The organism is Bradyrhizobium sp. Leaf396, assembly GCF_001424605.1.
Lineage (GTDB): Bacteria > Pseudomonadota > Alphaproteobacteria > Rhizobiales > Xanthobacteraceae > Bradyrhizobium > Bradyrhizobium japonicum_C.
Genome location: NZ_LMQJ01000066.1, coordinates 99,049 through 113,828 on the forward strand (window position 1 = coordinate 99,049; position 14,780 = coordinate 113,828).

Here is a 14,780-nt window from a genome sequence, read left to right on the forward strand (position 1 = left end):
TCTCGTGACCTTCGTCTTGTTCTTCCGCCGAAGGTCGTAGGTCGGCGAAATTCGGCGCGATACCGTACAATTCGTCCTTCCCGGCGGCCAATTCTCTGCACAGAACCTGACCGGCTCACAATTGCGTCATGCAGCTCACCAGATTTGTGGCGACGCAAACGTCAGGTTTCGCGAATCCTCAGGACGACGTCGCGCGCGATCCAGGGCGCGAAGGGAGCAGACTATGTTTCAGCAGTTGAAGGTGCGCTCTCAGACCTAACTCGCTGCTCCGAGGAACGATGCGCCCGCCCGGACATTCGGATGTCTTGAACCAACCGTCATGGACACCACTGATGACGCATCTACATACCCCCGTGACCGCGGCAATCGGCGGTCAACCGATCCACTCGATGCTCGCGCAGTTTCCGAACGTCTGTTTCACGCTGACGCTACTCACCGACATCGTATACTGGCGAACATCCTATCTCATGTGGCAGGAGTTCTCGTCCTGGCTCCTCTTGGCCGGACTTGTCTCCGGCGTGCTTGCCTTGGTTGCGGGCCTCATCGATTTTCTGTTCGGTTCGGCTGTGCGTGCTCCGAAACCCGCATGGCCCCATGCCATTGGTGGCGTGGTTGTCCTCGCGTTGGCCTTCCTCAACAGCCTTGCTCACGCCCGAGACGGTTGGATCGCTGTTGTACCTTGGGGCCTCGTCCTCTCCGTTGCGACGATCATCGCCATGGTCATCAGCAACTGGCTTGGCCGTGCACTCGTATTTCACTACGGCGTAGGAGTGAGACGACATGACTAGATGCATTCGGTTGCGGGGCGCCGCCGCGTTTGTCAGCAATTCCCTGCTCGTCGCGGTCCTTGCTGGCTGCAGCGACGGCGGCACGGATTTCGACATTTCGCAACAGATTGGACCTGAGCCTCTCCTGCCGAAACCGAGCCACTCCCTTCTGACGAACCTGAAGGTGGCCGAAGTGGTCGGCTGGAGTGAAGGCCAGACGCCGGCTGTCGCGGGCGGGCTCAAGATCACGGCCTATGCCAGCGGCTTGGTTCACCCCCGCACGATACATACCCTGCCGAACGGAGACGTTCTCGTCGTTCAGTCACGCACTCCGCCAGGCAAGCCGGTGGCGCGCCCCAAAGACCTCATCCGCGGTTGGATCATGTCGTACGCGCAGGGAGGTGGCGGCGAACAGAAGAAGAGCAATCTCATCACTCTCTTGCGTGATACGAACCGCGACGGCGAAGTCGACGAGCGCCGTGACCTGCTCACGGACCTAAATTCACCCTTCGGCGTGGCGTGGCACGACGATACGCTCTATGTGGCCGCCGCCGATGCGATCCTGGCCTATCCCTATCGGCTCGGCGATACCAATATTGCCGCGCAGCCGAAGGTGCTCACGCCGTTGCCCGGCGGACCGATCAACCATCATTGGACCAAGGATCTCGCGCTCAGTCCGGACGGCCGCTTTCTTTACGTGTCGGTCGGCTCCAACTCCAATGTAGCGGAAAGAGGGCTGGAGGCCGAGAAGGGACGCGCCGCCATCTGGCAGGTGGACCGGCAGACCGGCGCATCCCTGGTCTATGCGTCTGGCCTGCGCAACCCGAACGGCCTGACATTCCATCCGCAAACCCGCGAGCTCTGGGCCGTGGTAAACGAGCGAGACGAACTTGGTCCCAATCTGGTCCCCGACTACATGACCTCGGTCAAGCAAGGGGCGTTCTACGGCTGGCCATGGAGCTACTACGGCAACCATGTCGACGAGCGCGTCCACCCGCCACGTCCTGACATGGTCGAAAGGGCGATCGCTCCTGACTACGCGCTGGGGAGCCACGTTGCCGCGCTGGGAATGACATTCACGCTGAATTCAGCCCTTCCGGGAGAATATCGGAGTGGTGCTTTCGTCGGTCAGCACGGCAGCTGGAACCGCAACTCCTTTTCCGGTTACAAGGTGGTCTACGTTCCCTTTCAGAACGGCACGCCCGCCGGCAAGGCACGAGACGTGGTGACCGGCTTCCTTGACGGCGATCAGGCGCGCGGTCGGCCAGTTGGCCTCGGGATCGACGGCACCGGCGCGCTTCTCGTTGCGGACGACGCCGGGAACAAGGTCTGGCGCGTAGCAGCTGCCGATGGCAGCTCCACACCGGAGCCGGTCGGCACTGATCAGATTACGGTCGGCCTTGCCGGAGGTCGCGGGCAGAGCGCGACTGGGCAGCAAGAGGCCACTTCCTCTGCCGGCTCTCCCAGCGATGCGACTCCACCACAACCACCGCAGACGAACATCGCTCCCGCCGTACTGCCACCCGGCGCGAGCTCGGGAACGCCTGAGATGCAGCGTCAATGATGGATCATAGGTCAACTGGACCGCGTGTCTGGCCTAGTTGCGGTCGCGAATGCTGATGCCACTCGTCCCGATGTCGCCAGGGCTTTGGTGACCACTCGTCGCTTGCCAATCTTGCAGCACCCGCCGATCGGGCAAGATCAGTCTGCCCCAGGCAGCGACACAGCGAGATGGCCGCGGTGGGTCGCCCCTTCTTCAATTCGCACAACAGAACCTGCCAGCGTTGGAGGGTCACCCGAGATCGGCACGGTCAATCAGAAAGACCATGCAATCCGGGCCTGATGTTGCTGCCAACCAGCAATCCAAGTCCCAGCGGAGCTCTACGGATGGGCGCTCCGAGCAATCCCGCACGCGGGACGGCAATACCGCCCGCAGGTTTGTCGTGGAGCAACCAAGGCCCCGAGTTACGGTGACTGACCCGCGATCGAAGGTGAACATCGAGCAGCCCCAACCGCGGGTCACGGTGCGCCAGCAAGCTCCGACCGTGACCATCGATCAACCGCCTCCTGAAATCGTTGTTCACATGCCCCAGCCGCAGGTGGACGTGCAGGACCGCGATCCGGGAGTGTCAGTGAATGTACCGCCACCACAAGTCCATGTTGAGCAACAAGGGGGTTCCGCGCGCGTGCAGGTGCAAAGTCGATCTGACGACGCGGCCCAAGTGCAATATGAGCGCGCGCGCCCTCAAGTGAAGTTCGAACGGGCCGGTGAACCTCGCGTCGTCTATCGGCCCACCGAGCAAGAGCCGAAGGTCCGCTACGAATCCGAACGACAGGAGGCGGCCAGCACTCGGCAGCAGCAGGCGGCTAGCTCGCGGAGCGGAAGCATGCCCAGTCATCGCATGCGCAAACCAGTGCGCGGCAATGCACGATTCGTGATCCTCGCGAGCGGTGGTTTTCTCGGATTGTTCCAGGACGAAGTCGCACTGCCCGTCGAACGGTTTCGCGCAAGCGGAGACCGCCTTGTCGTCAGCGGCCTGACCGACCAGGACATCGACAATATGCAGGACTGGGAAGACCGCCTTCCCAACAGCTCCGTGCTGGACGATGCTCAATCGGTTCGCATCCGGAAATAATGCGATCCCGATGCTTGCGCGACAACATTCGTCTGTACGCCGCGGGTGGTTGCCCTGTCACGGCAGGGCGGCTCCCGCGCACATCCGCCCGGACCGGAGAAAAGCTTGCTAAGGTCTTGACGGTGCCACGGGCGACCGGCGCGGCAGAGCCCAGAAGGACCCAAGCGCAGGATCAGACTAGGTCATTCCGAGCTTAAGGTTCGGCAAAAAGGGCGAGGCACACTCGATCGAGAAACGTTCGATAACCCGTCAAGGCCGTGTCCTTCCGTCATCATCATGAAGCACCGCAGCGGGATGGCTGCTTACGAGCGCTGAAAGCACGCGATGGCAGTGCGCTCTTAGGTCACAAGGCGCGGCAAAAGCCGCTCGAAACGAACGGTCGATGTCCGGGTTGACGCGCATTAGGCGAACTGGAAGCGAACATGCATGCGGACGTCCAGTGCTGCCACTTGACACGTTTCGCGAGGGCAACGGGAGCGCGCCCCATTTGCTTGATTGGAGAGAGCACAAGCTGGAGCACTAACATGGAGAAGACGGAACTGCCTCCTGAAGATTTTCCTCTCATGCTCGATGGCAATGCCTTGGTCACCCAAGATGGAACGAAGGTCGCCGACGCGCAGTCGGTCCGGTTGGCAGAAGATATAGCGCAACGCCTCAACGAGAACGCAGCGCGCAAACGAGAGGATCGCTGGGCCCTCTAGAACTGCCTCGCGTTGGCCTACTTGAGAGAAGACAGTTGCAGCATTTGCAGCGGCGAAAAGCCCGACTGCCAGGCCTCGGCTGACGAAATGCAGCGAGTTGCAAGAACGTGTGACGAAAACGGCAACATCGCCTGCGAAGGAGCACGAGCTCCTCTTTGCGCTGTGACCAAAGCTCGAGCCGGGATTCCAGCGCCGCTCCGCCAAGCTAGATTTCCGCCAAGCTACTAGATAACGAGCCCGTTGCGGTGGCGCCGGTTCCTCGGGTCGGGAGAGAGACACGGGTCGGGACCGCAGGAGCGGAAAGGGAGATCGCGGGGCCGAGTTCCTGCTAGGCTACGGAGAGAGCACGGCCACTCGCCCCTCTTCATCATCGGCCCGTCTACAATGACCGGCACTCGGATCGCTGCTTTTCAACCTCTACGAACGGGTTTGCTTGCCCGCAACCCTGACTACATTATCGAGAGTGGGCTGCTAGCCGATCAAAAAACACCCGTTTGAAAAACCGTTTTAGTTCTGCCTTCTCAAACGGTCTCTCGCGCTAAGGACTTTATATGGTGGGCGCACCAGGGCTCGAACCTGGGACCCGCTGATTAAGAGTTCAAAGCCGGCGCCTCTCTGCGATTTCTGAATCTGCGCCACGCCACGACAGCGGCCAAGAAGGCCTTTTATTCTAGGGACTTATCGCATAGCTTCGCAGTCCAGCGAACCCAGACCTTCAAACACCTTGGCTCGCCAAAACCGTTTGAAAACCGTTTTAGCAGTTCACATCCGTCCCATGACCGACGTTCGCATTGCTCTCAGCGACAAAGCCATCGCTCAGCTACCGACTCCTGAAGATGGTTGGTATCTGGCTCGCGACACCGAGTTGAAAGGCTTCTTCGTGGTCGTGGGGAAGCGGAAAAGGACCTTCACGGTTCAAGGTGACCTCAGACAACAGGGAAAGCGGGCCTCTTCCATAAGAGTGTCGATTGGAGATGCCACCGAATTAACGACTCGAGCGGCTCGCGCAATTGCCAAGGAATACCTTGCTCAGATCAGCAAGGGACAGCACCCGAAAGCGAGGCTAAACGGAAAGACCGGACAGGCCGAGACCGATGGGAATAGTGGCTTAACGGGCGCTACCCTGAAGCAGGCCTGGCAACGCTATTTGGAAGCCCACCTAATCCGAAAAGGCCGTAGCGAGAAAACGATAGGTGGTTATCGGGATCACGTCGAACGTCTCTTTTCGGAATGGCTTGACACCCCTCTGCTCGATCTCGCGAATGATCCGGCTCGCGTCGCCAAAAAGCATGATCAGCTTACCAGGGAGAACGGTCCCTACATGGCCAATGGGAGCATGCGGACGCTGCGAGCCGTCTACAATCATGCGAGGAAGACCAATCGATCGCTGCCGCGTGACAATCCTGCGGATGCTGTCGATTGGAATCAGGAGGAGCGCAGGAACACCGGTATGGGCACCGGCGATTTAAAAGGATGGTTTATAGAGCTTGCCAATCTGGACAATCCAATCCGGCGCGAATTCCATCTTTTGACTTTGCTGTGTGGATCTAGGCCAACCGCATTGCAGCAGGCTAAGCCGGAACACATCGATTTTCGGCGCCGAACGCTCCACATCCCTAGGCCCAAAGGAGGCACTAAGCGAGCGTTCGACATCCCGCTGTCTCGTGAAATGATCATGAGCCTCATTCGGGTGCTTCGTTTCGGCAGACAAATGCATCCGTCGCAGGCGCGAAAATGGCTATTCCCGGCTGACAGCGCCTCAGGGCACTTAGCGGAAACGAAGGAGGATCGAAATATCTTGTCAAAATGGGGCAATGACCTTCGTCAAACATTTCGGACGATTGCCACCGCTGCCGGCGTTTCGGAGTTCGATGCCAAGCTCCTCATGAACCATTCTATCCCTGGTGTGAACGCAGGTTATGTCACTCGACACAAGCTGGTTGAAGACCACCTGCGCAGCCAGCAACAAGCTATCAGTACCGTCGTGTTTTCCGCACTCGGTAAGTCGCTCACGGAACAGGAAGCCCTGATCAATTGGCTTGGCCGCGGAGCTAGTCGAAGAGCCGTACCCCAATTCCGGTTGGAACCAAACACTCTGGGCGAGCAGCAAGAAAGAATTCGGCAGGCCGCATGACGATTTGGCCGCCGAAAACTCGGGAGACTCATCTTCTAGCCTAGATGCTGCGATAGCGCTCGATAGCGGAGAGATTAGGCAGTATTCCAAGCCCGGGATTTTGGTTCAATTCAATCCCGCCCTCCCTCACATCGGCAACCGGGCCGCAAAACAAATCGCGCAACGGATTATCATTGGCATCGACCTCCAGCCAGCCATCGCCGCCGACAGCCGCGAGGAGATGTGCAGACGCAAGCAGGCCGATGCCTCCGCCGAGATAGTGCGGACAGAACGTCTTGCCTACCCTCAGGATTTGGCGGGCGAGTTCTACGCAAACGGTAAGCCCGCCCCATTTGGCGATATCGGGCTGGACTACGCCGAGCACGTCTTCGGCCAGGACCTCGTTGAAATCTTCCACGCTGGAGATGTTTTCGCCGGCGGCAATCGCCATCTTCGCGGCTGCCCGCAACCTGCGCCATTCCTCGCGCGGCCGGTCGGCGCGGATCGGCTCCTCCAGCCAGCGCAGATCGAACGCGGCGAGGCGCGGCAGCATCTCCAGGGCCTGATCCACCGACCAGCCCTGATTGGCGTCGGTGGCAAGCATGCCCGCGCCGACGATGCCGCGCAGCGCGGTGAGGTTGGCCAGATCAGTCTCGGCGCCAAACCCGACCTTCAGCTTCAGCGCGCGATGGCCGCGCTTGAGCGCGGCTTCCGCCGTCTGCGCGGCACCGCCGGGATTGATCCCGCTGGCATAGACCTTGATCTTGCCGGATTGGCCGCCGAGCAGCCGCCACAACGGCAGGCGCTTGCGTCGCGCCGCGAGATCCCACAGCGCGAGATCGATGCCGGAGATCGCCTGCGCGAACGGACCGGGCTCGCCGCACTGGAGCGCCAGCACCTTGGTGCCCTTGGTCAGGGTTTCGAAAGCCTGGGCGGGCCCCTCGAATTTGCGTCCGACCAGGCCGGGCGCCAGCATTTCGGTGACCAGCCGGGCGCGGTGCTCCGCGCCCGGGGCTGGAAAATTGGACCAGGCTTCGCCCCATCCCTCGACCCCGTCTTCGTCGATCACGCGAACGAAGACCGCAGGACGGTTGAGCATCTTGCCGAACGACGTCACCACCGGCGTGGCCAGCGGATAGCGATAGCAGAACGCCTCGATCGAGCGGATGGTGAAGCTGTCAGTCATGTTGCAGATCCTGCGAGACGACGCGGAGCTAACACCATCTCAGTAAGCGCGCGCGAAGTCACCTTCCTGCTTGATGTCGGTGAAGACAGGATAACGCGCCTTCCAGGCCGTGCCCTTGGCCGTGGTCAGTTCGCTGAGACGCTCAAGCACACCGAGGCCGTCCTTGCGCAGGCTGGCCGAGACCGCCGCACGGTCCGGGAAATTCTTCAGGACGGCGTCGAGCCAGATGGTGCGGCCCGCGAGAAAGCCGCTCGCGCCGGCGGCATAGGAGTACTCAAGCACGCGCTCGAACTTTTCCGGCGCGGCGCCGCCGGACAGCAGCACCCAGGGGATGCTGCGCTCGCGGCAGATATCGCCGATCGCATCGAACTCCTTCTGCGCGGCTTTCGCCTCAGCGCCGCCGTCGCGAGCCGGCAGGCCGTTGGCCGCGAGCGGGCTCTCCAGCTTGAGGAGATCGACGCCGTATTCCGGCTTGGCGAATTCGCGCACGCTGTCGATCACGAGGGCGGGCAGCTTGCCGGGCGATTCCACGTAATCGGCAGTGTGGTTGGCGCTGCCGAGGAACGGATAGACCAGCAGTTCGAGGACATAGGGAATGTCGTGGCGGGCACAGTCCTCGCCGATCTCGCGCACGAATTTCTTCTGGTGCTCGTTCACCGCGGCATCGGCGTCCGGCCGGTACCAGGCCAGCACCTTGACGGCATCGCCGCCCATGGCGCGGATCTTGTCCACGCTCCAGTTGCTGATCGCACGCGACTTGCGGCCACCCGCGGTCTCCTCGACGCGGTGCTCTTCCAGCGTCATGATCAGGCCGCACCGTGGCGGCAGCAGATCGATTGCGGCGGGCACCGCAAAGTTCGGATCGAACAGCATCGAGCTGCAATGCGGCGCGAGATTCTCGACCAGGAGGCGCTTCGCCGCCGTCACATCGGAATATTCGACCTGGTCCCGCGTGATGCCCTTTGCTTTCGCGATGGCATCGAACAAGGGCGGCCGCTGGTCCAGCGCGACCATGCGAAAGTGGCCATCCGCGTCAGCAAGCCGTGCCAGGCCGCGGTTCTTTCCAATCGTTCTCATGGCTTCGTCCTCATGAATACAAGACACTCGTTGATGGTGGGGATTCCATTGCGGCCGCCGGCGTGGCGGCATTTCATGGCGGCCGTGGCCGCCGAAAACGCCATGGCGGCGCGCACGTCGAGACCGGCGCCGATCGCCAGCGCATAGGCACCGTGGAAGACGTCGCCCGCGCCCGTGGTGTCGACGACGTCGACGGCATAGGCGCCCTGCCGATGCAGCTCGCGGTTCTCATACCAGCTCACACCGCCCTCGCCGCGCGTCACCGCGATGACGCGGCAGCCGAAGCGCGCGAGCGCCGCGAGAGATTCATCCTTGGCCGAACCGGCAAAGGCGGTGAGCGCGGGCTCGGAAAAGATCGCGTGGTCGGTCAACGGCAGCAGCCGCTCGAACACCTCGGCGTCGGCCATGTCGCCATCGAGCACCGTCGCAATGCCCTGCGCCCGCGCTTCGCGGAACAGCGTTGCCGCACCCTCGACCCAGCGCGGATCGGCCAGCACGGAGGACGCGCGCGCGACGGTTTTGAGCGGAAGCCAATCCGCGCCTTCGGGATAGAGGCCGCGGAAGTTGACGATCTGCCGTTCGCCACTGCTATCGACGATGATCCCGGAGACGGACGAGCGGCCCTCGGCAAACAGCCGGAAGTTCTCGACATCGACGCCTGCGGCGGTGAAGGCCGACTTCATCTCATGGCCGGCGGCGTCATTCCCGGCCCGCCCCCAGAATGCGACCGACGCGCCAAGCTTGGCCACCGCCACACTCGCATTGGCGGCCATGCCGCCGCCGAGCGTGCCGTACTCGACAGCCTTGATCTTCTCGCTTCCACCCGCGAACGGCCGATCGACCCGCCAGACCTGGTCGAGCGCGGACAGTCCCAGGCAGATCACCTGCACAGGCTTCGCCCTGGATGCGACATCCGCCAGTGCCGAGAGATCGGCAATGTTGACCAGCGCGCTCACCGCAACACCTGTCCGTTGGCGGCATCGAACAGATGCGTCTTGCCGGGCTGCGGACGCAGATTGATGCGATCGCCGACCTTCGGCCGGAGCGACGGATCGACCCGCGCGATGGCCGAGACGCCGGCGAGATCGAAATGGATCAGCGTGTCCGAACCGAGCGGCTCGACCAGCCTGACGTTGATCGCGATGCCATCGGCGGCATCGGTCGCGACGGCAAAATGTTCGGGACGAATGCCCAGCACGGCATTGCCGGCCTTGCTCAGGCGCGCTGCGGGCTCGCCGTCCAGCGGCATCACCGTTCCACCTTGCGAGAGGACGGCACGCTTCTGGCGCCATTCGACCGGAAAGAAGTTCATGGCAGGCGAACCGATGAAGCCGGCGACGAACTGGTTGGCAGGCCGTTCGTAGACCGTCTCCGGAGTGTCGTATTGCTGGATCGTGCCGCTCTGGAGCACCACGATCCGGTCGGCCATGGTCATGGCCTCGATCTGGTCGTGCGTGACGAAGACCATGGTGGTCTTCAATTCCTGCGACAGCGCCTTGATCTCGGCGCGGACCTGCCCGCGCAGCTTGGCGTCGAGATTGGACAACGGCTCGTCGAACAGGAACGCCTTGGGATTACGCACGATGGCGCGGCCCATGGCGACACGCTGGCGCTGACCGCCGGACAGCTCTTTCGGCTTGCGATTGAGATACGGCTCGATGTGCAACAGGGCCGCGGCGCGCTTCACCCGCCCGTCGATTTCCGCCTTCGGCGTGCCCCGCAGCTCCAGCGCGAACGACATGTTGTCGTAGACGCTCATATGCGGATAGAGCGCGTAGTCCTGGAAGACCATGGCGATGTCGCGCTGGGCGGCCTGCACGCCGTTGACGCGCTTGTCGCCGATATAGAGGTCGCCCGACGAGATCGGCTCGAGGCCCGCGATGATCCGCAGCAGGGTCGACTTGCCACAGCCGGACGGGCCGACGAACACGACGAACTCGTGGTCCGCGATCTCCAGATTGAGATCGGGGATCACGGTGAAATTGCCGTAGCGTTTGGTGAGGTTGCGGATTGAGATCGAGGCCATGATCGCTCAGTCCAGCGCCAGCACGGGCTTGATCAGCTCGCCCTTGGCGAAGCGGGCGAAATTTTCCGGGAGAGTCGACAGGCCGAACTCGCCGTCGACGAGGACGCGGTACTCGTCCTTGTACTTGCGCAGCAGCTCGACATTCGGCTCGAAATCCGAGACCGGGAAGTAAAAGGTCCTGATCATGTAAAAGTCTTTGCGGCGGAAGACCTTGCCTTCCTCGATGGTCCAGGGCGCGGCGTTCTCGCCGACCAGCACCAGCGCGCCGCGCGGCAGCACGAGCTCGATGCCGAGGTTACGCGCCGCGTGCGCGCCCGAGCATTCCATGATGAGGGCGAAGCGCTTGGAGGTATTGCCGACGGGGTGCGCCTTCGCGCCGAAGGATAGCGCGATCTTCAGACGCCCCGCATTGGGATCGGCGACGTAGATATCGTCGTAACCGAGTGCGCGGAGCGCCAGCACGACCCCAAGGCCGACGGGCCCCGCGCCCATCACGAGAACAGGTCCGGCCTCACTCGCCGGCACCACCCGGCTGACGAAGCGCACGGCATGGCCTGACGTACCGATCGTGTCGAGCAGCAGCGGGGCGAGGCTGTCCTCGATGTCATCGGGCACCGGCAGCAGGCAGTTCTCCGGCACCGGCACATATTCGGCATAACCGCCCGGCCTGTTCCAGCCGATCAGGCTGGAGACTTCGAGGCACATCTGGGTATCACCGCGCTTGCAGGCGGCGCAGTGACCGCAATGCAGCGGGATATAGACGGCGCAGCGACGGCCGTGCAGGCGATGGCCCGGCTGCTCGACGACGCCGAAGATTTCGTGGCCGGCGGTGAACTCGGCGCCCTTGTGCCAGAGCTTGAAGTCGGAGCCGCATAGCGCGGTGCGCGAGACACGGACCAGGACTTCGCCGGCACCGACATCAGGCATTGCCACGCGCTCGATGGTGATGCGGTCGTTGCCGTGGAAGACCGCGGCCTGCATGATCGAATTCGGGCGGGATGATATGTTCATCAGTTACCTAGCCTTTCACCGCCCCGAGCGTCAGTCCCGACACCAGCCAGCGCTGAACCAGGGCGGCCAACACCAGCGGCGGCAACGCGATCAGCGTTGCCGCCGCCATGAGTGCGCCCCATTGCGTCGAGCCTTCGCCGATGAAGTTGAAGGCCGCCGCGATCAGCGTCTTGGTGTCGCCATTGGAGAGCACCAGCGCAAACAGGAAGTAGTTCCACGAGAACACGAAGGCGAGGATCGCCGAGACCGCGACGCCGGATGCCACCAGCGGCATCGCGATGCGCCAGAGGATGCGTGTGACGCTGCATCCGTCCACCTGCGCGGCCTCAAAGACGCTGCGCGGGATGGCATCGAAGGACGGCAGCAGCACCCAGATCACGATCGGCAGGGTGATGACGGCATGACTGAGGATCAGCGCCGTGTAGGAACCGATCATGCCGATCTGCCGGAACATTACGTACCAGGGCAGCAGGAACAGCGTGCCGGGTGCCATGCGCGCCGCCAGTGTGAGGATCGCCGGCCATGAGATCCGTGTCCAGGAGACGGCGAAGGCGGCGGGGATTCCAAACAGCAGCCCGAGCGCGGTCGAGCCGACGGTGACGATGAGGCTGTTGAGCGCGTAGCTCAGGAACGGCGTGGTCCTGGTCAGTTCGATATAATTGTCCAGCGTCGGCGAGAAGATCAGCGTCGGCGGATAGGCGGTGACCTCAAAGGACGGCTTGAACGAGGACAGCACCATCCAGACCGTCGGCGCCATGATGAGCACGCCGGCGAGCACGAGCTGCACGGTGTTGAGCCAGCGGATCCAGCGGCCGGTGTTGGCGGCATCGTTCATGACATCACCACGCCACTGCGCCGCGCAGGCGGTTGAAGGCGAGCACGGCGCCGAACACGATCGCCGTCAGCGTCAGCATCAGCGCACTGGCATAACCGATGTTGAAGAACTCGAAGCCGACCCGGAAGCCGTAGATGTTGAGCGTGTTCGAGGCGTTGCCCGGCCCGCCCTGGGTGGTGATGTAGATGATGTCGAAGAAGCGCAGGAGATCGACGCTGCGCAGGATCGCCGCGGTGACGATGGTCGGCAGCAGCAACGGCAGCGTGATGCGCTGGAACGTCTTGAAAGGGGACGCGCCGTCGATCTGCGCGGCCTCGTAGACGCTCGGCGGCAGCGACTGCAATCCGCCCAGCACGATCAGGGCGACGTAGGGTGTCCACTGCCAGCTGTCGATCAGCGCCACGGTCGGAATGACCCATATCGGCGAGGCCAGCCAGTCCGACGGCGGCAGGCCGAGCGACTGGAGGATGAAATTGGCGGCACCCAGCGAGGGATCGAGGATCACCAGCCACATCATGCCGGCCACGACCGGCGGCATCATGAAGGGCGAGATGAACAGCGAGCGCACGATGCCCGGCAGGCGCTTGGCGTGGAACAGCACCAGCGCCAGCCAGATACCGAAGACGAGCTGCAGCGCCAGCGACAGTACGAACAGCGCGATGGTGACCCACAGTCCGTGCCAGAACTCGACGTCGGAGATCAGCTTCGAATAATTGGCGAGACCCGCAAAGGACTGCTTGCCCGTTGAGGAAAAGGTCTGGAAGCTCAGCCAGATCGTATACACGACCGGAAACGCGATCATCGCGACCGTGAAGACCACGGCCGGCGCCGACAGCGCCGCCATCTCCAGCTTCTGCCGGTCCTGCGTGAGTGTCGCAGCCGTATCCGACATGTGTTCCTGTCCTCGATCGAGATGGGTGCCGGCAGGCAGCAAGCCAGCCGGCATCGGGCGGTCAGTTTAGCGCGATCAGCGCGTCCAGCGCCTTGTCGGCATCGGCGCAAGCCTGGTCGATCGGCTTCTGCTTCAGGATCAGATCCTGCACCGCCTGCCCGATGAACTCCCGCGATTGCGGATTGGCGACGATGGGATAGCCGACCTCGGACGAGCCCTTGGTGGCGAGCACGTCGAGCGCAGCCTGCCATTCCTTCCGCACCGGCTCCTCATCGATCCACTTGCGATATTCGGGATCGTTGGCGACCGACGGGCGCGGCGGTGCGATGCCCTGCAGCGCCATCTTCTTCTGCACCTCGGGGCTGGTCGCCCATTGCACGAAGTACCAGGCCGCGTCCGGCTGCTTGCTGTGCGAGGACACCGCCATGCCCCAGCCGATCGTGGTCGGCACCTGGCCGGCATCGCCCGCCGGGAATGGCAGCAGGCCGGTGTCCTTGAGCCGTGCGCCGCCTTCCATCACGGTGCGCAGTTCATTCGAGGATTCGAACGCCATCGCGGCGCGACCGCCGCGATACAAAGCGGAAATCTGCTGGAAGCTGTAGTTGACGACGCCGGGCGGTCCGTAATCGCGCAGCAGGCGGCTGTAGGTGTCCAGCGCCTCCTTACCCTTCGCCGAGCAGAGGTTCGACTTGCCGTTGGCGATGTAGCTGCCGCCGATATTGTGCAGCATGTTGCTGAAGGTGTAGGCGACCGCGGGCTTGAGGCCGCGCGAGACGAACGGCGTTACCGTGCTGTCGCATGTCTTGATCTTCTCGGCCGCAGCCTCGACGTCCCTGATCGTTTTCGGCGCATCGAGGCCGCACTTCTTGAAGATGTCGGTGCGGTAATAGAAGATCGGACCTTCGAGATTCATGGGCATGCTGGTGAGCTTGCCGCCGAAGGTCGCCGCCTTGAGCAGAGCCTGGCTCAGCCCGGCAGGATCGTAATCCTTGGCAACGTCATTCTTGGCCATCGCGGTGAGATCGCCATACCAACCGGCAGCGGCGAACTGCTCGCCCTCGCGCGAGGGCAGCGTCATGAACACGTCGACCTCGTCGCTGTTCGCGTTCATGACCGTGACCAGACGCTGGCGCATCTGCTGTTCCTGATAGCCGTCGACCTTCAAGGTCATGCCGGTCAGTTTCTCGAAATCAGCCTTGTAGGTCAGCAGCGCCTGCGAGACCGGATTGTTGTTGGCGAGAAAGGTGACGGTCTTACCCTTGAACTTCATCCAGTCGAAATCGGCCGCGTGCGCCTGCGCGCTGACGGCAATCGCGAGAACGGGCAGCGCGACATGGGTCGCGAGCATCCTGGCCTTCATCGAACTCTCCTCCCGGCTGGCCGCCTTAAGCTGGCGAACCATTTTGAACGCGTTTGAGCACCACTTGAAAACGGTTACAAAATAGACCTCACATCGGCCGTGTCAAGCGATGGACAAGTCGCACAATCTGCGGCAGATTTGTGATCTGTTCGCTACCACGCTGCTCGCAGCACAGG

General features: G+C 62.6%; 13 protein-coding genes. 5 read left to right on the forward strand and 8 right to left on the reverse strand.

The window, feature by feature from the left end; genetic code table 11:
* The first annotated feature begins 353 nt into the window (after positions 1-353).
* The 5 genes from ASG57_RS35365 (at position 354) to ASG57_RS35390 (ending at position 6,238) form a co-directional block, all read left to right on the forward strand.
* Positions 354-788 (forward strand): DUF2231 domain-containing protein, encoded by a 435-nt coding sequence (locus ASG57_RS35365; RefSeq protein WP_502690832.1) that lies wholly within the window; start codon positions 354-356, stop codon positions 786-788.
* Positions 781-2,331, forward strand: coding sequence for a PQQ-dependent sugar dehydrogenase (locus ASG57_RS35370; protein ID WP_057199162.1), 1,551 nt, complete (start codon positions 781-783; stop codon positions 2,329-2,331). Before ASG57_RS35365 ends, ASG57_RS35370 begins: the two co-directional genes overlap by 8 nt.
* A gap of 427 nt (positions 2,332-2,758) precedes the next feature.
* The gene (locus ASG57_RS38295) at positions 2,759-3,403 is read left to right on the forward strand and encodes a hypothetical protein (RefSeq protein ID WP_156402915.1); all 645 of its coding nucleotides are present in this window, start codon (positions 2,759-2,761) and stop codon (positions 3,401-3,403) included.
* Between the two features lie 524 nt (positions 3,404-3,927).
* Positions 3,928-4,104: a hypothetical protein gene (locus tag ASG57_RS38910; protein WP_200948599.1), complete on the forward strand. Its 177-nt coding sequence runs from the start codon at positions 3,928-3,930 to the stop codon at positions 4,102-4,104.
* A gap of 775 nt (positions 4,105-4,879) precedes the next feature.
* Positions 4,880-6,238, forward strand: a complete 1,359-nt coding sequence (locus ASG57_RS35390) for a tyrosine-type recombinase/integrase (protein WP_057199166.1) — start codon at positions 4,880-4,882, stop codon at positions 6,236-6,238.
* Between the two features lie 40 nt (positions 6,239-6,278).
* On the opposite strand, the gene ASG57_RS35395 is transcribed toward ASG57_RS35390, so the two are convergent.
* The 8 genes from ASG57_RS35395 to ASG57_RS35430 all read right to left on the reverse strand — a co-directional run bounded on the left by ASG57_RS35395 (position 6,279) and on the right by ASG57_RS35430 (position 14,604).
* A complete protein-coding gene (locus tag ASG57_RS35395) occupies positions 6,279-7,403 on the reverse strand; it encodes a mandelate racemase/muconate lactonizing enzyme family protein (RefSeq protein ID WP_057199167.1) in 1,125 nt (374 codons plus the stop codon).
* Between the two features lie 39 nt (positions 7,404-7,442).
* Positions 7,443-8,480, reverse strand: coding sequence for a tagatose 1,6-diphosphate aldolase (locus ASG57_RS35400; RefSeq protein WP_057199168.1), 1,038 nt, complete (start codon positions 8,478-8,480; stop codon positions 7,443-7,445).
* Positions 8,477-9,436 (reverse strand): sugar kinase, encoded by a 960-nt coding sequence (locus tag ASG57_RS35405; protein WP_057199169.1) that lies wholly within the window; start codon positions 9,434-9,436, stop codon positions 8,477-8,479. Before ASG57_RS35405 ends, ASG57_RS35400 begins: the two co-directional genes overlap by 4 nt.
* Positions 9,433-10,506 carry an ABC transporter ATP-binding protein gene (locus tag ASG57_RS35410; RefSeq protein WP_057199170.1) on the reverse strand — a complete coding sequence of 358 codons (1,074 nt, stop codon included), beginning with the start codon at positions 10,504-10,506 and terminating at the stop codon, positions 9,433-9,435. The genes ASG57_RS35405 and ASG57_RS35410 overlap by 4 nt, the downstream gene beginning before the upstream one ends.
* 6 nt (positions 10,507-10,512) lie before the next feature.
* Positions 10,513-11,517, reverse strand: coding sequence for a zinc-dependent alcohol dehydrogenase family protein (locus ASG57_RS35415; RefSeq protein WP_057199171.1), 1,005 nt, complete (start codon positions 11,515-11,517; stop codon positions 10,513-10,515).
* A gap of 7 nt (positions 11,518-11,524) precedes the next feature.
* On the reverse strand, positions 11,525-12,352 hold the full coding sequence (locus ASG57_RS35420) for a carbohydrate ABC transporter permease (protein WP_057199172.1): 828 nt from the start codon (positions 12,350-12,352) through the stop codon (positions 11,525-11,527).
* A 4-nt stretch (positions 12,353-12,356) separates the two neighbouring features.
* The gene (locus tag ASG57_RS35425; protein ID WP_057199291.1) at positions 12,357-13,244 is read right to left on the reverse strand and encodes a carbohydrate ABC transporter permease; all 888 of its coding nucleotides are present in this window, start codon (positions 13,242-13,244) and stop codon (positions 12,357-12,359) included.
* Between the two features lie 61 nt (positions 13,245-13,305).
* Complete coding sequence (locus tag ASG57_RS35430) at positions 13,306-14,604, reverse strand: ABC transporter substrate-binding protein (protein WP_057199173.1); 1,299 nt, start codon at positions 14,602-14,604, stop codon at positions 13,306-13,308.
* Between the last annotated feature and the right edge of the window lie 176 nt (positions 14,605-14,780).

Coding starts and splice junctions, on each gene's coding strand:
- ASG57_RS35370 (WP_057199162.1), top strand. CDS start 781: ATGACTAGATGCATTCGGTTGCGGGGCGCCGCCGCGTTTGTCAGCAAT.
- ASG57_RS38910 (WP_200948599.1), top strand. CDS start 3,928: ATGGAGAAGACGGAACTGCCTCCTGAAGATTTTCCTCTCATGCTCGAT.
- ASG57_RS35390 (WP_057199166.1), top strand. CDS start 4,880: ATGACCGACGTTCGCATTGCTCTCAGCGACAAAGCCATCGCTCAGCTA.
- ASG57_RS35395 (WP_057199167.1), bottom strand. CDS start 7,403: ATGACTGACAGCTTCACCATCCGCTCGATCGAGGCGTTCTGCTATCGC.
- ASG57_RS35400 (WP_057199168.1), bottom strand. CDS start 8,480: ATGAGAACGATTGGAAAGAACCGCGGCCTGGCACGGCTTGCTGACGCG.
- ASG57_RS35410 (WP_057199170.1), bottom strand. CDS start 10,506: ATGGCCTCGATCTCAATCCGCAACCTCACCAAACGCTACGGCAATTTC.
- ASG57_RS35415 (WP_057199171.1), bottom strand. CDS start 11,517: ATGAACATATCATCCCGCCCGAATTCGATCATGCAGGCCGCGGTCTTC.
- ASG57_RS35420 (WP_057199172.1), bottom strand. CDS start 12,352: ATGAACGATGCCGCCAACACCGGCCGCTGGATCCGCTGGCTCAACACC.
- ASG57_RS35425 (WP_057199291.1), bottom strand. CDS start 13,244: ATGTCGGATACGGCTGCGACACTCACGCAGGACCGGCAGAAGCTGGAG.
- ASG57_RS35430 (WP_057199173.1), bottom strand. CDS start 14,604: ATGAAGGCCAGGATGCTCGCGACCCATGTCGCGCTGCCCGTTCTCGCG.